The organism is Polyangium sp. 15x6 (assembly GCF_029960785.1).
Classification (GTDB): Bacteria; Myxococcota_A; Polyangia; order Polyangiales; family Polyangiaceae; genus Polyangium.
In genome coordinates, this window is sequence record NZ_JASBQE010000037.1 from 48,158 (window position 1) to 74,750 (window position 26,593).

Below are 26,593 nucleotides of genomic sequence, written 5' to 3' on the forward strand. Positions count from 1 at the left end.
CCCCGGAAAACGACCGAGGAGGCACGATGAGGATCCCCGCGAAGGGTCTCGAAAGGGACGAGCTGTTCGGAAAACTCGCCGCGTTCCGCGCCCATGACATGCCCTGGCGCGACGGACGCACCTTCGCGTACGTCTACGATGCCGGGCCGGACGCAGAAGGCGTCATTCACCGCGCGTACACCATGTACCTCGGGGAAAACGCGCTCGATCCCACGGTCTTTCCGAGCACGCTCGTCCTCGAGAACGACGTCGTCTCCATGGCCGCCGGGCACCTCGGCGGCGACGACGCGGTCGCGGGCTCGTTCACGAGCGGCGGCACCGAGAGCATCCTCCTCGCCGTGAAGACGGCGCGCGACTTCGCCCGCGAGGCGCGCGGCATCCGCGAGCCCGAGATCGTCGTGCCCGAGACGGCGCACGCCGCGTTTCACAAGGCCGCCCATTACCTCGACGTGAAGCTCGTCAGCGTGCCCGTCGACCGCGCGACGTTCAAGGCCGACGTCGCGGCCATGCGCGAGGCCGTCGGGCCGAGCACGATCCTGCTCGTCGGATCGGCCGTCTCGTACGCGCACGGCGTCGTGGATCCGATCCGCGAGCTCGGCGCGCTCGCGCTGGAGAAGAACCTCCTCCTCCACGTCGACGCGTGCATCGGCGGGTTTCTCCTGCCGTACTTCCGGCGGCTCGGCGCGCCCGTCGCCGATTTCGATTTCCAGGTCCCGGGCGTCACCAGCATCTCGATGGACTTCCACAAGTACGCCTACGCCGCGAAAGGCGCGTCCGTGCTCCTCCACAAGACCAAGGATCTCCGGCGGCACCAGTTCTATGCCTGCGCGGGCTGGTCGGGCTACACGGTGATCAACTCGACCGTGCAGAGCACGAAATCGGCCGGGCCGCTCGCCGCCTGCTGGGCCGTGCTCCATCACTTCGGCGACGAGGGGTACCTCGAAATCGCGCGGAACATGCTGGCCGCGACGCGCAAGATCGTGGACGGGATCGAGGCGATCCCGGGCCTAAGGCTCCTCGCGCGGCCCGAGATGAACCTCGTCGCGTTCACGTCCGACGAGGTCAGCGTCTTTCACGTCATCGACGAGATGAAGGCCCGCGGCTGGTTCGTCCAGCCGCAGCTCGGCTTTGGTTCGTCGAAGGAGAACATTCACCTCTCGCTCAACCCGAAGGCGCTCGGGCTCGCGGACGAGCTCCTCCAGGATCTGCGCGCATGCGTGGCGATCGCCCGGACGCTGCCGCCGCCCGGCGGCGATCTCTCGGCGCTCCGCGGCGCGCTCGCCTCGCTCGACCTCACGAAGCTCGACCCGGCGATGCTCGGCGGCCTCCTGCGCGAGGCGATGGCGGCCACCGGCATCGCGGGCGCGAGCCTGCCCGATCGCATGGCCGCCGTGAGCGAGGTCCTGAACCACCTGCCGCCCCCGCTGCGCGAGCGGCTGCTCGTCGAATACATGAACGGCCTCTTCCAGACCCGCGTGGACGGCCCCTGATTCCGCCCCGCGGCTGGAAATCCCGAAAATCGATCCGCCCGTGAGGCCCGTCGTTCCCCGATTGCGACGAGCTAGCGCCTCCCCCACGAAGCGAGCATGCAGAAGATGCTCCGCCGCCTCGGGCTCCTCGCATGGCTCTGCGCCGCCGCCACGGGGTGCGGCCGGGACGAGCAGGCCCTCGCCGCCATTCGCCCGCTCGCCACGCAGAGGCGCCTCGCGCTCCCCGTCGAGGTGTACACGCTGAACATCCCCGACGATCTGCCCGGGTTCGCCGTGCCCGGCCCGGACGGCGCGAATCCGAGGATGCTCTTCCTGCACGGGATGTGCTCGGCCGGCGTCGGGGACGTGCAAGCCTTCCAGTTCGCGGCGAGCGAGCACGGCGGCATCCTCGCGGTCCGCGGCGACACGCCCTGCAACGGCGCGGGCATCCTGCGCAAGCATTCGTTCGATCTCGACAAACTCGACGCCCGCATCCGGGCCGCGTTCGAGGTGGGCGGCGGAGCGGCGGACGACCTCGTGCTGGTGGGTCACTCGCAGGGCGCGTTCCTCGGCGAGCGGCTCGCGGAGCAATGGCCCGCGCGGTATTCACGGCTCATCTTGATCGGCGCGCCCACGGAGCCCTCGGCGGCGCGGCTCCGGCACGTGCGCGGCGCGGTCATGGTAAGTGGAGAGTTCGATGTGACGACGCGCATGAAGCAGGCCGCCGAGGAGCTCCAGGCAGCCGGCATTCCTTCCACGTACCTCGAAATGCCAGGCGCCAAGCACGGGCAGATGGGCGACGCCGAGCGGATCTTCGGCGAGGCGTTCGCCTGGCTCGAAAAGAACGCGCTGCCCCGTAAGCCCTAGGCGTGGATAGCGGGCCGGGTTCCGGGGTATCCTCGGCCCATGGCCCCGAAGAACCTGCTCGCCTTCGTGCTCGCCGCGTCCGGCGCCCTCCTCGCCCCCGCGTGTTATCTGACCTCGTCGTTCGACGGCCTGACCGGAGCTCCCGACGACGGGGCCACGGCGAGCTCGGCGAGCACTGGCGGAGGCATGGGCGGCGCAGGCGGCGCAGGCGGCGCAGGCGGCGCAGGCGGCGCGGGCGGCAGCGTCGCCACGCCGGCGACGGGGATCCTCGACAATTTCGACCGCGCCGACGGCGCCCCCGGGCCGCCGTGGAAGGTCGCATCGCCCGACGCGTACACGATCTACGGCGAGCGTCTCATGACGATCGGCACGAATCCCGACGCAGCGATCTGGGATCAGGTGTTCGGTCCCCGCCAGGAGGCCTACATCACGCTCGAATCGATGGATGGGGACGAGATGGAGATCGAGCTCGTCCTGCGCAACCAGGGGCACCCGAGCGAATGCGAGTCGGTCGTGGTGAGCTGGAACCGCTTCGATGGGGAGCCCGTGATCCACGTCGCTTATTGCACCGAAGGGCAGTGGATCATGGTCGGCGAGCCGGTCCCGTGCACGCTCGTGGAAGGCGACACGATATGGGCGCGCGGCTACGAGGACGGCCGCATCGAGGCGTACGTGAACGGCAAGCTCTTCGGGACGTGGGACGCCTCGGAAGCGCCGATGGGGACCTCCGGCGGACGGATCGGCGTGTTTACCTATGGCATCCCCGACGAGGTCCGCTTCGAGGATTTCGGCGGTGGCTCGTTCTGAGGCCGCTGCGCCGGGGCGCCGCCCCGGACCCCGCGGGGGCTGTTCGCCCCTCGACCCGAACCAGCGCAAGCGCTGGACCTCAGGGGGAAGAACTGCGCGATGCGCAGTTCTTCCCACAGGCCGGTGCCAAGACCAGGGACGGCGTTGCCGGTCACGACGGTCTTGGCTGGCAGCGTCGCCCGCCGGTCTTGCCTCGGCCCGTTCGATGAACTGCGCATCGCGCAGTTCATCGACCCCGGGTCCAGCGCTTGCGCTGGTCCGGGTCCAGGGGCGGATAGCCCCTGGTGGGGCCTGGGGCAACGCCCCAGCGAAGCGCCTCAGAACGTGCCGACGATCATCGCCGCGCCCCCGCCCGGCAAGGGCGCGACGACCGGCCGGACGACCGGCCCGCGGGCGGCCGCCTCTGGCTTCTTTTCGCCGCCGCTCGTGAAAAATAGCGCGGCCGCGACGCCCAGCGAGGCGACCCCCACGCCGAGCGACACGTCCCCGAGGATCAGCTTCGTCTTCACGGCATCGACGTCCGTCTCGGCGCAGCTCTGCGTGCGGCCGCAACCGTCGCGGAGCCCCGCGAGATCGGACTTGCCCGTGATCCCGAGATAAGCGAACGCCCCGAGCGACACCACCCCGAGCCCGCCGAGCACGTACGAGGCCACGCGTTTCCCGGACGGGCCCGAGCCCGGCGCCGCGGGTTTGTCCGGGTCCGCGCCCGGAGGCGCCTGGGCGGGCCCCTCCAGATCTAGCGTGATCACGCGATTCTTCTCGCCGACACGGATGACGACCTGCCGCTCGACCGGCGTCTCGTTCGGCGCGACGAACCTGAGCGTGTGGGGCCCCGGGTTCACCGCAATGGGCTGGCCGTCGAGTGTCTTCGTGAGGACGGCGCCGTCGAGCGTGACCTCGGCTGTGACGACGTCGTTGCCCCGCGCGTCGCGCAAGCCCGGGACGATCGTCGGCAGGCTCGCCTCGACGCGCGGGAGCATGGTGGCGCATTCGTCGCGCACGACGGCGGGGCAGGCCTCGGCGCTGCACGCGACGAATTTTCCGCGCGCCTCGACGAGGCGACCGGCTTTTTCGAGCTCCTGACCCTCCTCGAACGCGGCCGCGCACTGGGCCTTGCGCGCCGGATCGGGCGGGGCGGCGTGCGCCGGCGTGGCTCCGAACGCCGCGGCGACGAACAGGGCGGCGAAGAGGAACCGCGGGGCGAAGAGGGGTCTCGACGTGGGCATGGGCAACGCGGGTGAGCAGAGCGAAGGAACAACAGCTTGCGTGGGGCGTCAACTGCGGGCGGCCTGCTCCTGCGCGGTAGTATCCCTCACACCACGTCGGTTCGTTGCCCCGTCATAGGTATACGACATCACACAATCGTTCCGCGCGGACCTCGGAGACGACCTCCGAGGTTCCCTTCCAGCTCTGCCCGGACCTCGGAGACGACCTCCGGTCTTCAAGTCGATATCTAACACTACTTTACCGCCGCCTCCGGGCGAGCGGAAAGCTGCACCAGCCGAAGGACGGCTTTGGTATGTCCGTTCGACAGGTCATCCTTGGGAAAGACATCGATCGTCTCCTCGGGAGGAACGCCGCGCGCCTCGAACAGCTGGCCTTCCGTGTCCAGGTAGATTTCGTTCGAAAACTCCACCTTCCAGCCGTTCGGCAGAGGCTTCTCGAGCACGTCGGAGAAAGCGCCCCGTGTCGTCGTCCCGAGGTGTTTGACGTGGGGTAAAGCACGCATGGCGAGCGTGAACGTCTCTCCGGCGCTCACGGTGACGTCGCTCGTCAGCAGATAGACCCGACCGGTAAAACGCGGCCGCGGGCTCGGCTCCACATGGAATGCCTGCGGCGCCATGCCCTTCGCGCGGTAGGCCTGCTTGGTGAAGGCAAGCCGCTTCTGGTCGGCAAAGCGGTTCGCAATCGCGCGGGAGATCAGGTCGTAGCCGCCGCGGTTGTTGGTGACGTCCACGATGACCGCATCGGCGCCATGAAAGGCTGACATGGCCTCGTCCAGCACGAGGTCCAGGGCGGAGAGCTCCTTCTCGCGCGAGAGATGATCGCCGTAGCCCCCCATCGTGACCACGTTGAGATATCCGACGCGCGGGGCGGCGAACCCCCATAAGATCCGATCCTTGGCGGCCTGATGCCCCTTTCCGCCGAGGATGACCTGCAGAATGCCATCGCGGTAGGCCCGCAGCCACGCGCGCTCGACCTCCTTCGCGGGTCGCCCCTCGGCGCGGGCACGCGCCGAGAGCAGCTCCAGCGTCTGGCTATGCGTCTCCTCGAAGCTCAGCACCTCGGCGCCGATCTCGGCCGAGAGATTGACATGCGCGTCGCCGAGGCCTTGCAGCGTCGTGGAGAGGACGTCGAACAGCTTCCGCTCGGGCATTCCAGGCGACACCTGCGCGCGCCCCGCTTCAACACGTGCCGACCAGTCCAGGTTGCGTTCCTTGAAAAACGCGTAGTGCTCCGCGAGGGTGGCGGCGAAGACTTCGAAGACCCGAGGTGCATCCCACGCGCGCTTCTCATCATTGCAGGAGGGCGGCAGCCGGTCGATCCTGTCGAAGTGGTATCGCGTCTCGCCCGGAAGGCTGAGGAAGTGCACGGCACCCTCCGGTCCGGGCTGGCTATAGCCAAAAATCTCGAGCAGCCCCGCAGTCCCGGTGGGGTCTGCATAGCAGCCTGCGGCGCTTTCGTGGTGAAGCAGGAGCCCCTTGTCGGATACCGTCAGGAGCCAGCCGTAGCCGCGCGAGCGCCACGAGCCTCGCACCCCCTTCGCCGTCGTCTCTCCCTGGATGACTGGGCTGGGCGCGGCAGCCGCCGGCGGGGCAAGCGGCGGAGAGCTGCCGCCGGGGCCCGATGCGGCGCAGCCGGTCATCAGAACGCAAAACCCAGCAAGGAGGCGGCGATGCATCTTATCCACGGGTTCGCATCCTAGCGCAGGATGCCACGCACGACGAGCCCATTTGAGCAGGGTCGATGCGAGGCGGGGGAGGACGGTGGCTTTGAACCCCAGCCTATTTCGGTCCCCTTGGTCGAACACTCGAACAGGCGCGTGATTCACGAGATGAGCCTCTCGTACCGTTCACCGAGGGGACGAAGGCGCGCGCGCAGGTCCGGAGTTTCGCCTCATCAAATAGGACGCCAGGCCCAATGGCTCCGGATATCCGCTGGAGAATGCCGTGATCATGCTCCCCTCGGGCGCCGGTTGACGTATTGGCTCGATCTCGTCGAAGAACGCCTGCACCTCGTCGCGCATCCCATACTGGGCCGCAAACATTCCCAGCGTCATGATTTGCACAACATGGTCCTCATAGGGCTTGCGGCGATCCGGGTTGCCTATTTTGGCGCGCATCGTTTCCATCCAGGCGCGCAGAATGGACCGGCCAACCTCGGGCTCCGCTGCCGGGTCCTTGGATAGATGAAACATGAGGAGTCGTCCCAGCGTCGGGTTGGGCACAATAGGCGAACGCCCATTCGAAGAAGGCACGCCATGATTTTCCTTGCTCACCGTGGCGAGCCAATCCCGGAGCGAAGGGTGACGCTCGATCCAGTCCAAGTTGTCCCACAGGACCGACGCAGCCGTGTGGCCGACCATGTAATAGGGGGCGGCACTATCGGCTTCAGCCCAGGGATCCCCGCTCGCTTGCGGAGGATCGACGATGTCCTCGCGCGTCGCCTTGAAGAACCGCAGGAGCAATGCGACGCGCAGGTCCTCCGAGACCACCGCGAAGCTCGCGGCGACCTGGATGCGACAGAACGTCTCCATCGAGCTCACGATCTTTCCATGGATGAAGATCGGCTCCGTGACGAGCTTGAACAGGCGCTCGGCGTCATCATGGACGGCGTGCTCGGCGAGCTCCTTCATTACATGGCAGCGCAGCTTCCAGGATTGCAACTGCGCGAACTCCGCCTCGAGTTCCCGGACGCGTGTCCGTCGTTCCGCTTCAGGAAACTCCGCGGCCGGTAGCTCAGGTAGAAACCGACGTCCCCACACCTTCCGGCCCACACTTTCACGTAGGGGGAACACGGTTGCCGGGGATAGGCATCCACCCGAACGGCAAGCACGATCCATCCAGGCGAGGCTCTCATAAGCAATGGTAGCCAGATCCTGCGCTGCCCCGTCGATTCCGCGCGTGATTGGCATTTCACCGTTGGCACGGAGCACATCCTGGAGCAGGTCCCTTATCGGTCGACCCAAGCTGGGGTGCTCGTCGAACCCACCTATGAGCGCTATACGTTGCAGCACGATCTCCAGCGAGATCGGAGTGGCAGGGCCGGAGAGCCTCGCGTGGAGATCAGGTAGCCATGAGCGAACCAGGGCTTGCCCCTCCTCCTTTTCGGAGGGGAGGAACTCTCGGCTCACAACCCACTCCGAAGCGTGGTCGAGGAGCACGAGCTCATTGTCGTCGCGTGAGGTTTTGAGCCGATCCACGACGAGCGACGAGGCCCCCTTCGAGTTGTCCATGAGCCAGCCCCATGCAAGCTGGGACAACACTCTGTACCGAAGGTGGGACTTTGGCGGAGGAGGGCCCATTTCGCCTGGCATGAGGCGATATTCGGTCAGCTCTGACTCGGGTAGCTCGAGCAGCATGCGAAGGAAGGAGACGTGCGGTTCCACCACCCCAAGCAGGCCAAACGGGTGGATGGCATCCACACGCGCCAAAAGCAGGCGGGAGTATACGACAGGCTTCTGCTCCAGGATTTCGGCCGACGCGCTTTCGATATACTCGAGGTCACATCGCCGTGGGGGATCCTCCCGGCTGTCTCCTGGAAACAGGGTGGGGAGGAGCCCAAGGAGATGAGCGCGCATCGCAGGCGTGGCCCGATTCGCCCGGTCGAGCTCCCGTCGCATGAGCCGGTACGTTTCGTCCGCAGATGCCAGGCGGCTGCGAGGGACCGGGCCGGTCAAGCACGGCTGATAAACCACGTCCTCGAGGTGCCGGTGCCGCCCGAGGCAGCCAAAGAGGCAACTCGGGAGGATGATCACGAGGAGCAGTGGCCAGGTCGGAGCTTTCGGCATGGTCGTGGTTCCTTGCGCGCCTTCTCGGGGGTAAAGCACGCTTCCCGTGTGGCGGTCAACCGTGTCGTTACACACCGCGCGGAGCCCATCTTCGCGCCCTGGGGCTCCCCGTCCTCCGTCTTGGGGCCCCCGAGATCGGCTTCCCGTCTGAATGGCCCGCCCGAATTCGCCAACCTGCGATCGCTGGTTCAGCTCGGCGCCGACGCAGACCCTCCCGAACCGCGCGCGTTCGACGTTCGTGCGGATGGGGTCCCATCGTACGACGTCTTGGCGTACGCTCGTGTCAGCGGCGGGAGACGAGTGAAAAAAATGGAGGATTCGAATGCGTATGCACCTCTTGTGGAGCATCGGTTTGGCGCTGCTCATCGGGGTCGGGTGCGATGGCGCTCCGAACCCTGATGCAACGAGCGGAGGTGGAGACGGAGGTTCCGGAAACGGCGGCGGAGGAAACGGCAGCGGAGGCAGCGGAGGAACATCGGACGATCACGAGCCGCCCATCGCGATCTTCGCTCCGGCCCCGCCGGCATACTGGTATGTCGACGCGGTGCCGCTCTCGGCCGGCGTCGCCGGCGACGACGTCACCCACTACCGTTACGCCATCGACGACGGCGATTTCAGCGACGAGCAGCCGGTGGCGGCGCCGATCTCGATCCCATCCGTCGCGGCCGGCAAGCGCACGCTGAAGATCATCGGGCGCGACGCTGCCGGCAACTGACAGGTCACGCCGACCCGGGCGAGCTTCCACATGGCCACGACGGGCCCGGAGCCGACGGCGTGCAAGCTCGTGGCCGACGGCGGCACGTGCGACTTCATCCTCACGACCTCGAGCGGCTTCTACGCGACTTCCAAGCACTTTTACGACGCGAACGGCGACGACACCCCCGACTACGAGAAGCTCCTCGACATCAAGCCGGGCTCGAAGGTCTGCCTCCAGGCCGGCGCCTACGACACGCTGAACATCCGCGGCTTCGAGGGCAGCCCGGAGGCGCCCGTCACGCTCGTGAACTGCGGCGGTCGGGTCGACTTCGCGCACAGCCACGCCAATGCGGCCCTGGGCGTGCTCGAGTCACGCTACGTGCGCATCGTGGGCGTCGGAGCCGCGGCCGAGCCGTATGGGATCACCATTGCCACCTCGGGCAATCAGGGCGCGAACGGCCTCGAGATCACCGACGGGTCGTCCGACATCGAGGTCGCCTTCGTCGAGGTCGAGAGCTCCGCGTACGCGGGAATCGTGGCCCGCACCAATGTGAGCTGCAAGTGGCACCGCGAGTCCTTCGTGCAAGAGAACACCTTCCTCCACCATAACAACGTGCACGATACCGGAGGCGAAGGGTTCTACATCGGCGGCTCGCATTGGGGCGCTCTGGAGCTGGTCGAGAACGGCAATGCCCAGTGCGGCGTCAACGCCGGCAATGGCACCATCGTGTGCGAGAACGACTGCAAGTTCGAGCCCGAGCTGCACGGGGTTCGGGTGTACGCGAACCGGGTGGAGAGCACCGCCGCCGACGGCATCCAGGTCGGCAGTGCGTGGTCGGACAACGACGGCACGGTCGATTACGACACCGAGGTCTACGACAACGTCGTGATTGCCGGGGCCACCGGCGACAGCCCCTACAACTCGGGCGCCCTCGACATCAACCCCGGGACTTCGGGCCGGGTGTACCGCAACTTCGTCCGCGGCACCGACGCTTATGCTGGCCTGTTCATCGCGGGCCCGGGCAACATCGACGTCTACAACAACGTCATCATCACCGCGACGGACGTGGGCCTGGTGATCCAGGACAATGACGTGGGCGCGAAGAACGGGCCGTTCCGCATTCTCAACAACACGATCGTCAACGACGGCCCGCACGGCATCTACATGTACCATTCGCACAGCCAGGGGAACCTCTGCCACAACAACCTGCTCCTGCGCGCGTCCGAGGCCATCCACCTGCTCAACGCCAGCGTCGACTGGACGGCGTCGAGCAACGTCACCACGGGCAGCCTCGAGAGCCACTTCGTGAACGCGGGCGAGGATGACTATCACCTCGTCTCGACGTCGAGCGCGGTCGACGCCGGGACCGACGTGTCCAGCCTGGGCCTCACCACCGACTTCGACAGGCTGCCCCGCAAGGTCGGCCCGTACGACGTCGGAGCCTTCGAATACAGGCCGTAAGCGATGCACCGCGCGGGAGGTCGCCGCCGAGCTCGAGGTCGGTGAGCGGGAGTGTGGCGACCGCACGAAGCAGCTCCTCAAGGGCCGGCCATACATGAAATTGCGGTGATCGATGCGCTTGCACCGCAACAGCTAAGCCAGCTCACGCAAGAACGACAGGACCACCTCTCCCAGGCGCTCGGGTTGTTCGAACGGAAGGCCGTGGCCGGCGTCCTGTACCTGTTCGATTCGTACGCGTGGGTTGAGACGCCGCAGCTCCGTTGCCATCTCGAGCGTGACGACGGGGCTATTGTCACCAATGACGAGCAGGCTCGGGACGTCAATCGCGCTCACCAGGTCGCGATACTCGGGGTTGGGCGGCGTGAGAACGTCGAACGCGCCCATGCGGGTCTTCCGTCTCGCCTCGGCTTGAAGCTCGACGATCTCGGGCGAGCGACGCGGGTGTCGGGCTCGGGCCTGCGCAACGAGGTCAGACTTCTGTAAGCCGAGGGCCTTCCGGTGTTGATCGGCGACGTCGCTGTCGCGCACCTCGCGTTGGCGCTCGGGGCTCAGGAACGTCGGGTCGACCAGGATGAGGCCGCGGATGAGCCCTGCCCCTCGACTCGCCACCACCGCGGCGGTCATGCCGCCCATCGAGTGGCCAAGCAGAACCGGACGAGAGAGCGCAAGGCCGCGGATGAGGCCTACGACGTCGCTCGCGTGATCGTCGTACCGGTATCCGTGGTGCGGCGCGCTCGAACCGCCGTGCCCTCTGGCATCGGGCATGACGACGTCGAATTCACCTTCGAGCGCCCGCGCCAGGGGAGTCCAGCAGGCGCCGCTCCCCATCAATCCATGGAGCAGAACGACGGGATACTTGGCGCCTCCCGTTCGGAGGTAGTGGATGTCGATGCCGTTCGTTTCGCAGACTTCACGTATCCAGGTCGTCATGGAACTGTCCCTGCCTGCCGCAGCTTCGCGCACGGACCCCTCGCTCAAGGCGGGACGGGTCGGTGCTGGAGGGCGTGCTCGGCTTCCATCATGTACCTCCGGTATTCGGCCTCGTCGGGCTCGAGCCCGAGCTCACCATGGAGATACGCCAGGGCCAGCGTTTGCAGCGCGGGCGCATGTTCCAGCTCGCCGGCCTTCTCGTAGAGCGCGAGGGCCTTCTTGTCGTCCTTCGGCACGCCTGCGCCCGCGCGGTACGCATTGGCGAGCAGGAACGTCGCGTCCGGCGACCCTCTCTCCGCAGCGATCTCGAACCAGCGCGCGGCCTCCCGAGGGTCGGCCCTGACGCCTTGCCCATTCTGGCTCATGACGCCGAGGAAGTAGGCGGCGCTCGGGTGGCGCGAGGGTTCGGCGCGAAGGAAATGATCACGCGCGCGCCTCACGTCCTTGGGGACCGTGGGTATACCCGCGAGGTAGATCCTCCCGAGCGCGATCTCCGCCTCGACATCTCCCTGCTCCGCGGCGCTCGTCAGCGTATGCATCCCGGCCTTCACCTGCTCCGGGTCGGAGAGGCCGAGCAGACGGAAACCGAGGTTTCGCATGGCAAGGCCGTCGCGGGGCTTGGCCGAGGATCGTGACGGCGGCGCGGACAAACCGGCGAGAGCAGGGCGATCGGGCTCTCGGCGAGCACTTCGGCCGAGCCATGACACGAGGAGAAGGGCGGCGGTGATGGCCAGGGCCGCACCGCCGATCAGCGTGACTCGTCGCACACCCAATTGAGAGCTTACTGGCTCAGGTCGATGGCGTAGATCGACAACAATTTGCCGCTCCCGTCGTCCTGTTGCAAAAGCGAGATGTTCGTGAGCCCGGCGGCCTGCGCCTTCGGGAGCGCGTTTTGCGCCGAGGTGAAGGTGACCGGGCCCATGGTCGTGACCTTGGTGAACTGGAAGCTCCGCGCGGAGCCGTTGTCTGCGCGCGTGATGTTCTGGATCTTCTTGATGTACGCGATGAGCACTTCGCGATTCGTATCGGGTGCGGCGAAGATCGTCTTCGACCCGTCGAGCCCGGGGAAGTTGCCGCCGCCGCCCGCGCGGTAGTTGTTCGTCGCGACGATGAACTCCTGGCCCATGTCCATGGGCGCCCCCTCGAACATCAGGTTCTTGATGCGCCCGCTCGCCTTCATGCCCAGGGGCGGCAGCGGCTGCGTCACGTCGATCTCATACGAGATACGCGTGTCCGTGAACATATCGAAGTTGTAGCCGGGCATCGCCGGGTTGATGAGCGGTTGCGGCATCGTCTGGGTCGGATCGATCTGGGCGTAGCGCGTCGCCGCCCACTCGAGCCAGTCGAGGATTCCCGCGCCGGTCACCTTCACCGCCTGGAGCGTGTTCGCGTAGAGGTAGAGGTCGGCTGCGTTGTTGATGGCGAGGCTGCCGGCCATCACGTCGGTATAATCGGTCCCGCCCTGGAAACCGGTCTTGAATGGGGCGCTCACCGACAGGACGGGGAGCCCCGCGTACTGGGGCAGGTTTTGCTGGATGTAGGACGCGACGTAATCTGCCTGGGCCTGGTTGACGATCTGGATCGCGCCGACGTCGCCCACCTCGGCGAACAGCGTCGTCATCTCGAAGTCGGTCGTGCCGATCGGCGTCTTGACGTAAGCGATGGTCGCCTGGTGCTCGGTATCGAGCAGCGACGCGATGGCCGGGTCGGCCGGGACGTAGACCTTCGTCTTGTCCGCCTGCATGTTGCACATCGTCGCGAACGCGCAGGGCGCCCCCGTGAGCCATTGCTCCATCGCATCGCACGCGGCGGGAAGCCCGTTCTCGCACGTGGTCGCGATGGGGCGGGCCTCGACGATGGTCTTCGTCTTGTCCACGGTCCAGCTCGTGCCATCGTAGGTCAGGCCGAGCTTGATGACGCCGAGGTGCTGGCCCCAGAAATTCGCCATGACCGCGGGTATCCCCGCGACGGTGCCGAGTGCCTTGTCGACCTCGGGCAGGTCGAACTGCGGCGTCGTGCTCTTTGCGTTGGGGAAGATCTGGTGGGAATGGCCCATGAGCATCGCGTCGATGCCGGGCACGTGAGCGAGGTGCCATGCCTGGTTCTCGAGGGACGGCACGTACGGCGTGTCGTCGAGGCCGCCGTGGATGATGGCGACGACGAGATCAGCCCCGTTCTTGCGAAGATCGGCGATGAGCGGCGCGGCGACCTCCTCCACGCCCTTCGTGAACACCTTGCCCTCGAGCCACTTCTTGTCCCAGTTCAAGATTTGCGGGGGCGTGAAGTCGATGAAACCCATGCGGAGCGTGCTCTCGACGGCCGTGCCGTCGGGCCCCGTCGCCGTGATGGTCTTCGTGACGAGGACCGACGGCTGGAAGAGCGTCTCGTTCGTCTTCATGCTGAAGACGTTGGAGTTCACCTGCGGGAACAGCGGGCCCGCGCAGGCCGAAGAACCGCTCAGCTCGAGGTCCGGGACGTCGAACGGGGTATGGGTCACCTGCGACAGGAAGGCGAGGCCGTAATTGAATTCGTGGTTGCCAATGCCTGCCACGTCGAACTTCAGCTGGTTCATGGCCTTGTACATGGCCAGCGTTTGATCACAAGGTAGCGGGGTGACGAGCGCCTGGTAATCGGCGAGCACGGTGCCCTGGATGGTATCGCCGTTGTCGACGAGCAGGTTGTTCGGGAACTCGGCGCGCGCCTGATTGACGAGGGTCGAGGTGCGCTCGAGGCCGATCGCCTTGTCCTCCACCAGCTTGAAATAGTCGTAGCTCAGGATGTTCGTGTGCAGATCCGTCGTCTCGAGCAGCGCGACGACCGCCGTCGATCCTTCCGGGGTCACCTGCATCCCGCCCGAGCCGCCCGCGCCCGCGGAGCCACCCGCGCCGCCGGAGCCGCCCGCGCCGCCGGAGCCGCTCGAGCTCGCATTGTTCGTGGTCGTGCCGCCCGTGTCGTCACCGCATGCTGCGAGCGCCCCCATCACCAGGACCGCCCCAGAAATCGCCAAAAGGCTTCCGAGTCGAGCTCTCATCTCACCCTCTCCGCCTAGGGCGGCCGTTTCGCAGGAGGGTAGGCAACGCGAAGGACTTTGTCCAGGTCTGGAGGGTAGGCAACACGCAGGACTTCGTCCAGGTCTGCCAAGGCCGCGTCATTTGGGGTAGAAGTGAGCCGGTCGTTGCTCTGGGACGCAGCCGGGACCGTTTCCCGCTCCGAACTTCGCGAGGTCGCGCCGCGGAACGTTTCCTCCGTCCTCCTGGCTGAGCGATTACGACTTTATTCGATGCCCGCCGGGCCAGGGCGGAGCCGCCTCTGCGCCGCCGAGCCCGAGCCCAGGCTGGTTGCCGGCGTGAGCAGCTTCGTCGCATCCACACGCCACGGCGCATCCCCCTGGGGCAGGACCGCGATGCTCGCGTTGTTCGGGTACGCCGGTGTGGTGGCGAAGTTCAGCGAGCTCAGATCGATCATCGTGAGGATCCCGCTGAACGCGGACATGAAGTAGTACTTGCGATTGGTGTGATCACGCACGCTCGTCCACATCGTGTAGTCGCCGTACGTGGTCGTGTACGAGGGCGGCGTCGTGGCCGGGATGCCCGTGGTGGCCGGCGAGTTCGCCACCGTCTGCAGCAGCATCCCGTACGGCGTCCCCATGCAGATCTGCGTGAGCTGCAGCGCGACGGTGACCGCAGTCTGCTCTGAACCGGCGAAGCCGGGCGGGTTCTTCGACGGCGGCGTCGTCGCAAAGATGCCTGGCGCCGGCAGCCAACCCGTACCGTCCGCCGGGAGCTGGCTGATGCCCTGGGAGAGGATCGTTGCCCTGACGAATCGCGAGGCGGACAGCGAGTCCCCTGGCAGCCCGACCAGGCCGCCTCCGACGGGATTGCCGGCACCCGTGGTGGAGGTCTCGCTGCCGACGAGCGTCAAATTGAAGTAGTTTTTGACGTTCGTGATCTGCCAGTCGTAGGTCGGCCAGTTGGTCATGACGCCGTTGGTGCATCTGTAGACGTTGGGTTTGCCCCCGATGAACTCGATGACGGCGCTCTGACCGGTGCTGTCCGTCACGATGTAGTGCAGCGGAACATAGAACCGAGTTCCCGGCGCAGGCCCCACGACGGAGATCGTCTGCAGGGCTGCCAGGAAGTCCTCGACCGACGCGAAGTTGCCGAGGATCCACGCAGGAAAATCCAGGTAAGACACCTGGTTTTTCTGCGTCCCAATGGGTGGGTACTCGGTACCGGGGGCGAGCCACAGCGCTCCGACGGACAATCCCTCCGTGTTGATGCCGTCGTTGAAGGTCGGCAGCGATGTCCAAGCGCTCCCGGAGGGGGCGATCCCCACGAAGCCATAGGGATTGGTCCACTGGAGCGTCGTCCATCCCTTTGCTGCCTCGGCGGGATGGACCGCTTGCAGCGGCCAGGACTGGTTGCTCGGCATGACGTAGACGCTCTGCTCAATCAACCCCGGCATCTCCAGCGCTCTCGCGCTCACGTACGTCTTCGCCGTGTCCGGGGGGCTCTGACCGGGATTGGAGGGGACGCTGATCATCAGGGTCGTGCACATTTTGGGGGCCTCCTTCTGTGGTCATTCACCGGCTATGCGCGACGGCTCATCGTCGGTTGGAGCTGGCCGGCAGCGCCTGCTGGTCGTTGGGTCGTTCCGTTGCTCGATCAGGAGCTCGAGGGAATGGCAACCCCCGTGCCGAACCGGCAGGCGCGCGTATTTCTCCGAATTCGTCCCGATCGATGGCTACGCGTCGATGGAACGCGTGCCTCGCTCGCGCCCGTCGACGCGTCGACGCCCCGCGCTTCGACATGTCGACGGCGCCGGGAAAGGTCCGGGCGCCTGCGAGGCCGCCACGTGGTGGCAGGAGGATTGCTTTCGCTCGGCCTTTCCGGGCACGTGAACTTCCCCCGCTTCGTGGACAGACCGACGATGCGTCCGGCAGGCGACACGGTGGGCAGGGCGGGGGTGGCCCGTGGGGCACCCCACGCCCCTTCCCGCGCTCGCCCGCCGCCAGACGGACGCCTTCAGCTTTGTCCTCATGATGCTGCTGTGCGCCCTGTGGGGCCTGCAGCAGGTGGCGATCAAAATGGCCGCCCAGGATATCGCCCCCGTCCTTCCAGGCCTCGCTGCGCTCGGGCATTGCGGCGCTGTTCGTGGGCCTCTTGATGACGTGGCGCGGGGCATGGCGGGGTCTCGGCCAGGGCACTCTCCGCGGAGGCCTCCTCGCCGGCTTGCTCTTCACCGGGGAGTTTTTCCTCATTGCGCTGGCGCTGCCCCATACCACCGCGGGGCATGTGGCCGTGTTCCTGTACACCGCGCCTGTCTTCTCCGCGCTGGGCGGGGGTGCTCGTCCTCGACGAGCCGCTCACCCCGAGCTTTTTTCTCGGCGCGGTGCTCGTGCTCGTGGGCATCGGGCTGAGTCGTTCTCGCGTAAAACCTCGAAGCGTGGTCTGGTACACTGGTTGCTTTGAGGAGGGGCGAGCCATGGATGCCTTCAGGAAGAACGAGGTGCCGGATGAAGCGACGGCCAAGCAGATCGCGGAGGACATGATCCTCGCGCGGAGGTCGAAAGCCGAGATCTGGCAGGAGCTCGTTGGCAGGAAGGTCGACGCGGACATGGCGACGGCTGTCGTCCAGATGGTCGCGGAGCGGCACGAGGTCGCCTGTTCTGATTGCGGCGCCTCCGCATTGAGGTCCGACACGACGCTCTCCCCAGCGGGGGACCCGATCTGCCCGGCGTGCGCCCAGCAGCACCACGCGAGAGCGCTTTATCAGCGCGCGACGGAGGCTGCGTCCACCGAGGATCGGGCGCGCCAATGCCGTCGTTGCGGTCGGTCGATGGTCTGCGTGGAGGTCGAGACGTACCGGATCCGCTTTCAAACCGTCACGATGTTCACGTTTCAATGCCGCTCGTGTTCCCACCGCTTCACGGGGTACGAGGGAACGCTGCCCGCCACATTCATCGTGGTCGCTTGCGGGGTCGCAGCCATTACATGGGGGCAAACGACCTGGGACGCCGAGCGCATCGCCAAGCTCGCGGCGTGCCTGGCGGTGATCCTGTTTCTCTTGTACAGGTACCTGGTTTGGCTTCGCTACCCCGCGCTTGGTTGGGATGGAGGGCCGGAGTGACAGGAAGCCGATCACGGTGCCCATTCTGACCTGGCGAGGGACTTGGTTCGGGCGTGTCACGCTCCCGAGACACTGTCATGTTGCCGTGACACCCGCTGTCACGCGCCTGTACCAGCCCTCCCGAAGACCTGGGATCAGCGGACGGGCGTCGCCCGGAGAGCTCACGCTCGGGCGCGGCAGTCGTCGAGGAACGCGCGCGCCTCGGCCTCGTGGGCGAAGAACTGCAAAGGGGGCAGCGAAGGCCGGAGCAGGGTGCCGGCGCGCGTGAGCATGTTCATGACCATGCGCTGCCGGAAGCTGCCGCCGTAGATGCCCGTCGCGGCGATGATGCCCGTGGGATCGAGCGCCGTGGAGAATTTGCGCGCCTCCGTGGAGAACTCTCCGAACCTCGAGATGTCGACGAGGAGAAAGACGGGCCGACCGCTCGCCATGGCGAGATCCCGCTGGAGGCCGTAAAGGTGCTCGATGATGGGCCCTTCCACGTTGCCCGCGAATCTGACATGGAAGATATCGGTCGACTCGACACGATAATGGTGCTCGCCCACCGGCTTCCAGTCCGTGAGATCAGCGCCGTTCGTGTCGCGGAGGTCCTCGGGAGGGCTCGTATGCATGGAAACCGGGGGAGTATCGCAACCGTGGCGACGGAATCAACGTCCACGTGCGTGGTTTCCCTGCCCAGTTTTTGCCGTCACCCGTCGAAGTCGTCGTCGAGGTCGAGGAGGTCACTGTCCTCGCCATCGGGAGCCGACGCGTGTTCGCTGCCTTGCGGCGTGGACGTCACCGAGGCGGGTTTGCTCGACCAGGGCCTTCCCCAGCCACCGGGCGCGCCGAAGGGACGCGAGGGGGGCACCGCGGCGGCGGCTCGACGTTTGAGAAAGCCCTGGCTCGTCGCGACGAACCCTGCTTCTTTCAGGACATCGGCGAGCGGCGAGCGGGCCGTGGGTTCGCCGTCGACCGTGGCGATGAGGACGATCCGCGCGCGGCCTTCGTCGACGAGGTCCGCGAGCGCGCGGGCGAGCGCGCGGCTCTCCGCGGTGCGCTCGGGCTCGTCGCGCGGCAGGAACGTGAGGAGCCCACGCTCGCTTTTGCCCATCCAGGCGAGCAATTTGCCGTCGTGGAGAAGGACACGCGCGCCGGCCGCGCGTTTGGGCCGCGAGGCGCCGCGATTGCCGCTCTCCGGCTCGGCATCGTCGCCCGGCCAGCGCACGGATGCGCCGAAGGGATTGGCCGGATCGGCGGCCGAGAGGACCAGCGTGCGGCCCTCGGCCGAGGGCTCGCGGAAGGAGCGCAGCCGATCGTCGGCGCCCGGAAGCGCGAATTGCGCGGCGCCGAGGCCCGCGACGAAATAGCCGCGACGAACCCTTCCCGCTTCCTCCATCGCGCGGAGGACATCGTACACGGCGGAAAAACCGCCCACGAGGCCCTCGGCGTGCGCGGCCTCGCGGGTGAGCACGCCGTGGCGATCGAGGAGAATCCGCGCGAGCGCGGCGCGGCGCTCGGTTTCGCTGGGACCTTTTTCACCCATCGGAGGCAAGAGCGACCAGCGGCCCTCGCTGCCGGGCGGCCCCGCGCGGCGGGCGCCGAAGAGACCGCCGCGGCTCGAATGCCGCCGACCACCGCGTTTTTCGTCGCGGCCGAGCGAGCGCAAAGGCGCGAGCGTGTCGTTCGTGACCTCCCCGGCCCATACGAGCTCCCACAAGGCCGCGAGCACGTCGTGCCCGAAGCCGCCCGTTTCTCGCAGAAGATCGCTGAAAAAGACGGCACCTCTCCGCGCGAGGGTCTCGCGGACGCGCGCGGCGACCGCGCCCTCGGCCTTGCCGGGCGGCGGCGCGAGATAGGGATAGGCCTGCGAGAGATACAGGGCAATGCGGCCCGAGGAATCGCCGACGGGCTCGACGCCGCGCCAGATGACCTCGCCGGCGGCGCATAACGCGTCGAGATCACCGGGGCGATACCCCTCCACGCGCGCCGGGAGGATCTCGGCTTCGAGCGCGGAGGCGACGAGCGGCGCGCCTTGCAGGAGCTCGACGGCATAAAGCAAGGCCTCCTGGCCGCGGCGCGGGCGCGTGAGGCCGTGCCATTCCAAAAGGAAACGCGCGTACGCCTCGGGCGGGACGGGCTCGACCTCGGCGCGGAGGCGCGCGAGAGAGCGTTGCTTGAGCGAGCGGAGGACCTCGGTGTCGCAATACTCGCGGCCGGATCCGCCGGGCAAGAGCTCGCCCTCCGTGACGCGGCGGCGCTCGACGAGCGTGGCGAGCGCGACCCGCACGGGGCCGACGCCGAGGCCATGACGTCGTGCGACGTCCTCGGCGCGGAACGGGCCGTGTGTCCGGGCATAACGGGAAACGATGTCGACGAGCGGATCGGCCGACGGTTCGAGGAAGGCCGCGGGCAAACCCCCCGGAGGCACGACGCCGAGCGCGTCCCGGAAGCGCCCCGCGTCCTCGGATGCGACGAACCGTCGCTCCCCCGCGATCGTGACCTCGAAAATCCGCCGCGCGCGCGTGAGTTCGTCCAGAAAACCGGATACGCGACTCGCCCCGCCGCCGTCTTCGTCGGTCCCCGCGCGGGCGAGGATCTCGTCCCGCGAGAGATCCCCGAGCGAGAGCAGGAGATCGTGGACCTGATCGGCGTGCTTGAGCGGGCGTTTTCCGTCGAGGCGCTGGAGCGAACGCGCGAGTACGTCAATCGAGGCCGGATCGAGCAGCTCGCGCATCTCGGCCTCGCCGAGCAGCTCCCGCAGGCGCGCGTGGTCGATCGCGAGCATCTGCGCCTTGCGCTCGGCGAGCGGCAGATCGCCGTCGTACATGAAGTTGCCGACGTACCCGAAGAGGAGCGACGCGGCGAAAGGCGAGGCCGCGCGGGTGTCGACCTCGTGCACGCGGACCTTGCGAGATTCGATCTTCTTCAGCAGATCGACGAGCGCCGGCAGATCGAAGACGTCACGAAGAACCTCGCGGTACGTTTCGAGGAGAATGGGAAACGAGCCGTACCGCGCGGCCACGGCGAGCAGGTCCGAGGCGCGTTTCCGCTGGGCCCAGAGCGGCGAGCGTTTGCCCGGGCGCTTGCGCGGCAAGAGCAAGGCGCGGCCGGCGCATTCGCGGAAGCGGGCGGCGAAGAGCGCGGAGGCGCCGAGGCTCCGGACGACGAGATCCTCGACCTCGTCGGCGTCGGGGAGCAAGAGGCGCGCGTCGGGCGGGCCCTCGGATTCGGGGAAACGGAGGACGACGCCGTCGTCGGCCCAGACGGCCTCGATTTCGAGGGCGAGCTCGGCGCGGCAACGCTCCTCGATGGCGCTCGCGAGCGGAGCGTGCACGCGCCCGCCGAAGGGCGAGAGAATGCAGACGCGGGTGTCGCCGACCTCGTCGACGAAGCGTTCGAGCACGATGGTGGTATCGCTCGGGACCTCCCCCGTCGCCGCGGCCTGATCGCGGACGTAACGAATGAGGTTTTTCGCGGCGCGCGTGTCGAGGTGGTGTTTTTCGCGCAGGAGGCGCTCGGCCGCTACGTCGTCGGCCTTTGTGATCTCGCGGGCGACGCGGCCGATCTCGGTCCCGAGCTCGACGTTGCGGCCCACGCGATCGCCGCGCCAGAACGGCATTTTGCCAGGCTCGCCGGGCGCGGGGACGACGAGGACGCGGTCGTGCGTGATCTCGGTGATGCGCCACGAGGACGCGCCGAGGACGAAGACCTCGCCTTCGCGCGCCTCGAAGACCATCTCCTCGTCGAGCTCGCCGACGCGACGACCGGGTTTGCCCGCGGACTCCTCCGTGGCGAGGAAGACGCCATAAAGGCCGCGATCGGGAATGGTGCCGGCATTGACGACGGCGAGGCGTTTGGCGCCTTCGCGGGCGCGGATCGCGCCGGTCGTCCGGTCCCAGACGATGCGCGGGCGCAATTCGGCGAACTCGTCCGAGGGGTAGCGGCCGGAGAGCATGTCGAGCAGGCCCTCGAAGCTCGCGCGCGGGAGATCCGCGAAGGGCGCGGCGCGACGAACGAGCGAGAAGAGGGCGTCTTCGTGGATCGAATCCATCGCCGTGACGGCGATGATCTGCTGGGCGAGGACGTCGAGGGGGTTTCGCGGGTAAAACGTGGCCTCGACCTTGGCGTCGATCATGCGGCTCGTGGCGGCCGCGCACGCGAGCAGATCGCCGCGGTGCTTCGGAAAAACGACGCCGCGCGAGGTGGCCCCGACGGCGTGGCCGGCGCGGCCGACGCGCTGGAGGCCGGCGGAGACGCTGGGCGGGGATTCGATCTGGACGACGAGATCGACGGCGCCGAGGTCGAGGCCGAGCTCCAGCGAGGAGGTCGCGACGATGCACGGCAGGCGCCCCTCTTTGAGGGCCTCCTCGATGCGCGTGCGCTCGTCCCGCGCGACGGATCCGTGGTGCGCGGCAGCGATCTCGGCGCCCGCGGCCTCGTTGATCGCCGCCGCGAGCCGCTCGGAGAGCCGGCGGCTGTTGGCGAAGATCATGGTGGATCGATGCGCGCGGACGAGCTCGACGAGGCGCGGGTGAATGCTCGGCCATATCGAGCGCGCCGCCGGATCCGCATTCGGCCCCTTCCCCGCGTCCTCGCCGGGTTCGCCCATGCGGGTCATGTCTTCGACTGGGACTTCAATCGAAAGCTCCAGCGATTTCGGCGCGCTCGCGTCGACGATGGTGACGGGGCGCGGGACGAACTTGCCCTGGTCGTCGATCTCGCCGCCGCCGAGCAGGCGCGCGATTTCATCGAGCGGGCGTTGCGTGGCGCTGAGGCCGATGCGCGTGGTCCGCGATCCATCGCCGCGCAGGGCTTCGAGCCGCTCCAGGGACGAAAAGAGGTGCACGCCGCGCTTCGTGGCGGCGAGCGAGTGGATCTCGTCGATGATGATGGTGTCGACCGAGCGCAATATCTCCCGCGCGTTCGAGGTGAGCAGGAGGAAAAGCGATTCGGGGGTGGTGATGAGGATGTCGGGCGGGCGTTTTGCGAGGCGCGCGCGCTCCTCGGGCGAGGTGTCGCCGGAACGAATCGCGACGGTGGGGACGCGGAACGGGATTTCGAGGCGCTCGGCGGTCTTCGTGAGGCCGGCGAGCGGGGCGCGGAGGTTTCGTTCGACGTCGGCGGCGAGGGCCTTCAGCGGCGAGACATAAAGGACGCGGCAGCGCGCGTCTTTCGGAGGTTCGTCCGAAAACACCAGTCGATCGAGGGCGACGAGGAACGCGGCGAGCGTCTTGCCGGAGCCCGTGGGCGCGAGGAGGAGGGTCGACTTGCCCGCCTGGATCGGCGGCCAGCCTTTCTCCTGGGCCTCGGTGGGCCCGGGGAAGGCGCCCTGGAACCAGGTACGCGTCGCCTCGTGGAAATGGGCGAGCGCGCCGCCTTTCGAGGTTTTCCCGCGGGGCCGCGTCACGCGCATGCCTCCCGATGCGCCGCGTGTCGAGGTGCCTGACATCGAGGACAATAATAGGTGGAGCGTCGCACCTCGCCCTGGCGGCGCATTTCGACGATGGCGCCGCAATCGTAGCAGGGCTCGCCCGCGCGGCGGTAGACGGAGAGAGGTCCCTCGCCGGGGCGCGCGCCCTCCCGGGTCGTTCGCGTGTGGCCGTCATGCGCGCCGGGGCCGCTCGCATGGGGTTTGGCTTTGGCGTTGGCGACCATGATGCGACGGGCGAAGGCGAGCAGGCGCGCGAGCTCCTCGTCGGAATGGGTTTCCACGAGGGCGAACGGGTCGAGCCGCTCGTGGAAGAGGATCTCGCTTTTGTAAACGTTCCCGATTCCAGCGACGACCTGCTGATCCATGAGCGCGTCGCCGATCTCCTTCTTGCCCATGCGCCGGAGCCGGGCGAGCGCGGCGGCGTCGTCGAACGCGGGGGCGATGAGGTCCGGGCCGAGCCTGCCGAGGGCGGGATCACCGGCGAGCAAGCTCGCGCGGACGAGGCGCGCGACGGGCGCGCGGAAGCAGACGGCAAAAAGGCCGGGGACGGCGAGTACGACCGTGGCGAACGCCGGAGACCGGCGCCAGCGCTCGTTCTCGCCATAAAGATGCCAGGCGCCGCCCATGCGGAGGTGGGTGTGGAGGACGGTGCCTTCGTCGAAAAAGACGAGCAGGTTCTTGCCCCGCGCCTCGATCTTGGTGACGAGGTGGCCCGTCAGGCGATCGATGGACTGGTGCCGAAGCAGGAGCGAGCGCACAGGCTGTCCCACGAGCCGCGGGCTGAGCGCGCTGGCAATGCGGTGGAGGGTGTCGCCTTCGGGCACGGCTCCGTCGTAACAGCGGCGAGCCGGTCCGACAAGGGAGCGGGCACGGACGCAGGCAAACCTTCCCTTTTCCGCGGTAAAACGCGACAATAGCGACATGCGTCGAGGGTTCGGGGGGCTCGTCGGGTGGATCGTGGCCGCGGCCGGCTGCGGCGCGCCTCCGCCGGCGCCGCCTCCGCATCGAGCGATCGCTTCCGCTCCCGCGACCGCTTCCGCCTCCGCTCCCGCTTCCGCCTCCGCCGCCGCATCCGCTCCCGCTTCCGCTCCCGCTTCCGCTCCCACGACCGGGCCCGCCCCTCGAGGCGACGCATTCGCGGCCCTTTACAGCAAACATCGTCGCTTCGTCCGGTCCGTTCTTCGCGGCTGGGGCGCTCACCTCACGGCCGCGCGCCTACCCGAGCGCTCTGCCGCCTTCGCCGCAGCGCGAGCAAGAGCCCAAGACCGATCCAGGGGGCCCCGTTCGCCGAGCCGCCCCCGACGACGCAGGCGCCACAGCCACTCTCGCTCGACGGGATTTCCCCGGCGCTACCGCCTGCGCCTGCACCCGTGGTCGTGCTCGTCGTTTCACCCGTGCTCGTGCTCGTCGCCATCATCCCGCCGCTCCCGGTCGCGCTGCCGCCGCCACCGCCGCCACCGCCGCTCCCGGTCGCGCTGCCGCCGCCACCGCCGCCACCGCCGCTCCCGGTCGCGCTGCCGCCGCCACCGCCGCCACCGCCGCTCCCGGTCGCGCTCGAGCTCGAGCTCGACGTCGGTCCCTCGATCTGGCACACGCCGGCGAGGCAAACCCCGCCTGCACAAGGCGTGTTATCCGGCTTGTGGATCGGTGAGCACACCCCATTGACCGGGTTGCAGAGCCCAACTTCGCACTCGCCCACCGGCGGGCAGACAAGCACGTTGGCTCCGGTGCACATCCCATTCTGGCACGTGTCCGTTTGCGTGCACGCGTCGCCATCGTCGCATCCCGCCCCATTGGCCTTCGCCGGCGTGGAGCATATGCCCGTCGCGACATCGCAGATGCCCGCATCGTGGCATTGGTCGAGTGCCGCGCAGGTCACCGGGTTCGCGCCGGTGCAGGTGCCTGCCTGGCACGTGTCCGTCTGCGTGCAGGCATTGCCATCGTCGCACGACGAGCCGTTTGGCTTGAGCGCGCCGCTGGAGCACACGCCCGTCGCCGCGTTGCACGTGCCCGCCGTATGGCACTGGTCCACCGCAGCGCACACCACCGGGCTCGCCCCGGTGCAGGTGCCCGACTGGCACGTATCCGTCTGCGTGCAGGCATTGCCATCGTCGCACGACGAGCCGTTCGGCAGCAGCGCGATGACGCAAGCCCCTGTCCCCACGTCGCACGCGGACATGCCGCGGCACAGCGAAAAGAGGCTCAGTCCGCTCGTTTGCACGGGGAAGTGGCTTTCGATGGTGGAACCGTCCCCGAGCTGCCCATGGAGGTTGTCCCCCCAGGCCCGGACCGTGCCGTCCGACTTCAGCGCCACGGTCTGACTGTAGCCTCCCGCCACCGCGGTGATACCGCCGAGGTCGGTCACCTGCCCAGGCGTGTTTCGATTGATGGTGGAGTTGTCGCCGAGCTGGCCTTGGGTGTTCCGGCCCCAGGCCCAGACCGTGCCGTCCGACTTCAGCGCCAGATTGTGGTCGCCGCCCCCCGCTACCGCAATGACACCACCGAACAACCACAGCTTCGTGGGAAAGTGTCGATCGTTGAACGTCGAGTCGCCAAGCTGGCCGTGGCTGTTTCGCCCCCAGGCCCAGACATTGCCGTCCGACGTCAGCGCCAGGGTGGTGTACATGCCCGCCGTGATGGCGGTGACGTTGTTCAGCCCGCCCACGGTCACGGGTATGCGTCGGTCGATGGTGGTGTTGTCCCCGAGCTGGCCGTTCAGGTTGTGCCCCCAGGCCTTGACCGTCCCGCTCGACTTCAGCGCCACGGTGTGGTCGAAGCCAGCCGCCACCGCGGTGATGTCGCTCAGCCCGGTCACCTGCACAGGCGCGCTTCGAGACGTGGTGGTGTTGTCGCCAAGCTGACCGTAATCGTTTCGCCCCCAGGTCCAGACCGTGCCGTCCGACTTCAGCGCGACCGTGTGGTAGCCGTTCACCGCCACCGCAGCGACACCGCCGAGGCCGCTTACCTGCCCGGGAGTGGATCGATTGATGGTGGAGTTGTCGCCGAGCTGGCCTTCGGTGTTCCGGCCCCAGGCCCAGACCGTGCCGTCCGACTTCAGCGCCACGGTGTGTCCGTAGCCCGCCGCCACCGCGGTGACTCCAGCGAGGCCGTTCACTTGCACGGGCGTAAGTTGCTCGGTGGTCGTGCCGTCCCCGAGCTGACCGAAGTTGTTGTACCCCCAGCCCCAGACCGTGCCGTCCGACTTCAGCGCCACGGTATGGGACTCGCCGGCAGAAAGGCTCACCGCCGCGCAGCGCACCGGGTTCCCGTTGCAGTCACCCAGGCTGCCCGCTCCCGCCGTCAACGCTGCCCGCGCCTCGGCCGTCGCCTCCGACGCCGGACTCGCGGCCTGCCCGCCCCCGTCGCCTCCTGCGCCCATCCCCGAGGAATCGACGTCACAGGCTCCCGCGAGCAAAACGAGCGGCCCGAGCCACAGCGGTACATAGAATCGATGATTGATCACTTGAGTTCCTTCTTGGGAGGAGACGGCGAGAGGGCGCGCAAACGTCGCGTTTCGTCGCGAGGGCAAAGAAGCGTGCGACGAAGGCGCGCCGGTTTTCCTTGTTACACTGCGGGCGAGCCACGATGCAATCCTTCGAATCGGACAGTGTCCGACACCGGTAACGTACCGTGTCCTCCGGTCGATGCCGCTCGTACCGGTCGCCGCCATGCAATGCGGAAAGCGCGTTCGAAGGACCCACGCGCGGCGCCATCGCGCGCGGCGTGCCAAACGAAAGGCGCGCCGATTGCCGAGCTCTTCATCGATCATCCCTGACGCCGGCCCCCCTCCGCCATGGTTCCCGCCACAC

At 67.7% G+C, this 26,593-nt stretch carries 17 protein-coding genes and 1 pseudogene; 7 read left to right on the forward strand and 11 right to left on the reverse strand.

What is annotated here, in order from left to right:
- Nucleotides 1–26: 26 nt before the first annotated feature.
- The 3 genes from QHF83_RS25960 to QHF83_RS25970 all read left to right on the forward strand — a co-directional run bounded on the left by QHF83_RS25960 (nucleotide 27) and on the right by QHF83_RS25970 (nucleotide 3,143).
- Entirely contained in the window at nucleotides 27–1,490 is a 1,464-nt protein-coding gene (locus QHF83_RS25960) for an aspartate aminotransferase family protein (protein ID WP_282420625.1), read from the forward strand.
- A 96-nt stretch (nucleotides 1,491–1,586) separates the two neighbouring features.
- Nucleotides 1,587–2,336 (forward strand): hypothetical protein, encoded by a 750-nt coding sequence (locus QHF83_RS25965; protein ID WP_282420626.1) that lies wholly within the window; start codon nucleotides 1,587–1,589, stop codon nucleotides 2,334–2,336.
- Nucleotides 2,337–2,375: 39 nt separating this feature from the next.
- Nucleotides 2,376–3,143: a hypothetical protein gene (locus tag QHF83_RS25970; RefSeq protein WP_282420627.1), complete on the forward strand. Its 768-nt coding sequence runs from the start codon at nucleotides 2,376–2,378 to the stop codon at nucleotides 3,141–3,143.
- A gap of 317 nt (nucleotides 3,144–3,460) precedes the next feature.
- Here QHF83_RS25970 and QHF83_RS25975 read toward each other — a convergent pair whose 3' ends face one another.
- The 3 genes from QHF83_RS25975 to QHF83_RS25985 all read right to left on the reverse strand — a co-directional run bounded on the left by QHF83_RS25975 (nucleotide 3,461) and on the right by QHF83_RS25985 (nucleotide 7,599).
- Complete coding sequence (locus QHF83_RS25975; RefSeq protein ID WP_282420628.1) at nucleotides 3,461–4,369, reverse strand: hypothetical protein; 909 nt, start codon at nucleotides 4,367–4,369, stop codon at nucleotides 3,461–3,463.
- 233 nt (nucleotides 4,370–4,602) lie between these two features.
- Nucleotides 4,603–6,045, reverse strand: coding sequence for a S41 family peptidase (locus QHF83_RS25980; protein WP_282420670.1), 1,443 nt, complete (start codon nucleotides 6,043–6,045; stop codon nucleotides 4,603–4,605).
- A 171-nt stretch (nucleotides 6,046–6,216) separates the two neighbouring features.
- Nucleotides 6,217–7,599 carry a hypothetical protein gene (locus QHF83_RS25985; RefSeq protein ID WP_282420629.1) on the reverse strand — a complete coding sequence of 461 codons (1,383 nt, stop codon included), beginning with the start codon at nucleotides 7,597–7,599 and terminating at the stop codon, nucleotides 6,217–6,219.
- A gap of 877 nt (nucleotides 7,600–8,476) precedes the next feature.
- Between QHF83_RS25985 and QHF83_RS25990 the strand changes: the two genes are divergently transcribed.
- Nucleotides 8,477–8,869 (forward strand): hypothetical protein, encoded by a 393-nt coding sequence (locus tag QHF83_RS25990; protein WP_282420630.1) that lies wholly within the window; start codon nucleotides 8,477–8,479, stop codon nucleotides 8,867–8,869.
- A 30-nt stretch (nucleotides 8,870–8,899) separates the two neighbouring features.
- The gene (locus QHF83_RS25995; RefSeq protein ID WP_282420631.1) at nucleotides 8,900–10,312 is read left to right on the forward strand and encodes a choice-of-anchor Q domain-containing protein; all 1,413 of its coding nucleotides are present in this window, start codon (nucleotides 8,900–8,902) and stop codon (nucleotides 10,310–10,312) included.
- 132 nt (nucleotides 10,313–10,444) lie between these two features.
- On the opposite strand, the gene QHF83_RS26000 is transcribed toward QHF83_RS25995, so the two are convergent.
- From QHF83_RS26000 to QHF83_RS26015, 4 genes are all read right to left on the reverse strand, one after another.
- Nucleotides 10,445–11,242: an alpha/beta hydrolase gene (locus QHF83_RS26000; protein WP_348980469.1), complete on the reverse strand. Its 798-nt coding sequence runs from the start codon at nucleotides 11,240–11,242 to the stop codon at nucleotides 10,445–10,447.
- A gap of 44 nt (nucleotides 11,243–11,286) precedes the next feature.
- Nucleotides 11,287–11,841: a tetratricopeptide repeat protein gene (locus tag QHF83_RS26005; RefSeq protein ID WP_282420633.1), complete on the reverse strand. Its 555-nt coding sequence runs from the start codon at nucleotides 11,839–11,841 to the stop codon at nucleotides 11,287–11,289.
- Between the two features lie 182 nt (nucleotides 11,842–12,023).
- Entirely contained in the window at nucleotides 12,024–14,090 is a 2,067-nt protein-coding gene (locus QHF83_RS26010) for a 5'-nucleotidase C-terminal domain-containing protein (protein ID WP_348980470.1), read from the reverse strand.
- A 425-nt stretch (nucleotides 14,091–14,515) separates the two neighbouring features.
- Nucleotides 14,516–15,799 (reverse strand): linear amide C-N hydrolase, encoded by a 1,284-nt coding sequence (locus QHF83_RS26015; protein ID WP_282420635.1) that lies wholly within the window; start codon nucleotides 15,797–15,799, stop codon nucleotides 14,516–14,518.
- A gap of 481 nt (nucleotides 15,800–16,280) precedes the next feature.
- Between QHF83_RS26015 and QHF83_RS53505 the strand changes: the two are divergent.
- Together QHF83_RS53505 and QHF83_RS26020 are read left to right on the forward strand one after the other, a co-directional pair.
- Nucleotides 16,281–16,581 (forward strand): annotated as a pseudogene (locus QHF83_RS53505) (EamA family transporter); the annotation flags it as partial.
- 145 nt (nucleotides 16,582–16,726) lie between these two features.
- A complete protein-coding gene (locus QHF83_RS26020; RefSeq protein ID WP_282420636.1) occupies nucleotides 16,727–17,371 on the forward strand; it encodes a hypothetical protein in 645 nt (214 codons plus the stop codon).
- Nucleotides 17,372–17,532: 161 nt separating this feature from the next.
- On the opposite strand, the gene QHF83_RS26025 is transcribed toward QHF83_RS26020, so the two are convergent.
- The 4 genes from QHF83_RS26025 to QHF83_RS26040 all read right to left on the reverse strand — a co-directional run bounded on the left by QHF83_RS26025 (nucleotide 17,533) and on the right by QHF83_RS26040 (nucleotide 26,247).
- The gene (locus tag QHF83_RS26025; RefSeq protein WP_282420637.1) at nucleotides 17,533–17,982 is read right to left on the reverse strand and encodes a hypothetical protein; all 450 of its coding nucleotides are present in this window, start codon (nucleotides 17,980–17,982) and stop codon (nucleotides 17,533–17,535) included.
- Nucleotides 17,983–18,059: 77 nt separating this feature from the next.
- Complete coding sequence (locus tag QHF83_RS26030) at nucleotides 18,060–22,760, reverse strand: DEAD/DEAH box helicase (protein WP_282420638.1); 4,701 nt, start codon at nucleotides 22,758–22,760, stop codon at nucleotides 18,060–18,062.
- Nucleotides 22,757–23,608, reverse strand: a complete 852-nt coding sequence (locus QHF83_RS26035) for a DNA-formamidopyrimidine glycosylase family protein (RefSeq protein WP_282420639.1) — start codon at nucleotides 23,606–23,608, stop codon at nucleotides 22,757–22,759. Before QHF83_RS26035 ends, QHF83_RS26030 begins: the two co-directional genes overlap by 4 nt.
- Nucleotides 23,609–23,985: 377 nt before the next feature.
- A complete protein-coding gene (locus tag QHF83_RS26040; protein ID WP_282420640.1) occupies nucleotides 23,986–26,247 on the reverse strand; it encodes an MYXO-CTERM sorting domain-containing protein in 2,262 nt (753 codons plus the stop codon).
- Between the last annotated feature and the right edge of the window lie 346 nt (nucleotides 26,248–26,593).

What these genes read in the sequence shown, in the direction of transcription:
- QHF83_RS25960 (WP_282420625.1), top strand. Translation starts at nt 27, where the DNA reads ATGAGGATCCCCGCGAAGGGTCTCGAAAGGGACGAGCTGTTCGGAAAA.
- QHF83_RS25965 (WP_282420626.1), top strand. Translation starts at nt 1,587, where the DNA reads ATGCAGAAGATGCTCCGCCGCCTCGGGCTCCTCGCATGGCTCTGCGCC.
- QHF83_RS25970 (WP_282420627.1), top strand. Translation starts at nt 2,376, where the DNA reads ATGGCCCCGAAGAACCTGCTCGCCTTCGTGCTCGCCGCGTCCGGCGCC.
- QHF83_RS25975 (WP_282420628.1), bottom strand. Translation starts at nt 4,369, where the DNA reads ATGCCCACGTCGAGACCCCTCTTCGCCCCGCGGTTCCTCTTCGCCGCC.
- QHF83_RS25980 (WP_282420670.1), bottom strand. Translation starts at nt 6,045, where the DNA reads ATGCATCGCCGCCTCCTTGCTGGGTTTTGCGTTCTGATGACCGGCTGC.
- QHF83_RS25985 (WP_282420629.1), bottom strand. Translation starts at nt 7,599, where the DNA reads ATGGACAACTCGAAGGGGGCCTCGTCGCTCGTCGTGGATCGGCTCAAA.
- QHF83_RS25990 (WP_282420630.1), top strand. Translation starts at nt 8,477, where the DNA reads ATGCGTATGCACCTCTTGTGGAGCATCGGTTTGGCGCTGCTCATCGGG.
- QHF83_RS25995 (WP_282420631.1), top strand. Translation starts at nt 8,900, where the DNA reads ATGGCCACGACGGGCCCGGAGCCGACGGCGTGCAAGCTCGTGGCCGAC.
- QHF83_RS26000 (WP_348980469.1), bottom strand. Translation starts at nt 11,242, where the DNA reads ATGACGACCTGGATACGTGAAGTCTGCGAAACGAACGGCATCGACATC.
- QHF83_RS26005 (WP_282420633.1), bottom strand. Translation starts at nt 11,841, where the DNA reads ATGCGAAACCTCGGTTTCCGTCTGCTCGGCCTCTCCGACCCGGAGCAG.
- QHF83_RS26010 (WP_348980470.1), bottom strand. Translation starts at nt 14,090, where the DNA reads ATGCAGGTGACCCCGGAAGGATCGACGGCGGTCGTCGCGCTGCTCGAG.
- QHF83_RS26015 (WP_282420635.1), bottom strand. Translation starts at nt 15,799, where the DNA reads ATGTGCACGACCCTGATGATCAGCGTCCCCTCCAATCCCGGTCAGAGC.
- QHF83_RS26020 (WP_282420636.1), top strand. Translation starts at nt 16,727, where the DNA reads ATGGATGCCTTCAGGAAGAACGAGGTGCCGGATGAAGCGACGGCCAAG.
- QHF83_RS26025 (WP_282420637.1), bottom strand. Translation starts at nt 17,982, where the DNA reads ATGCATACGAGCCCTCCCGAGGACCTCCGCGACACGAACGGCGCTGAT.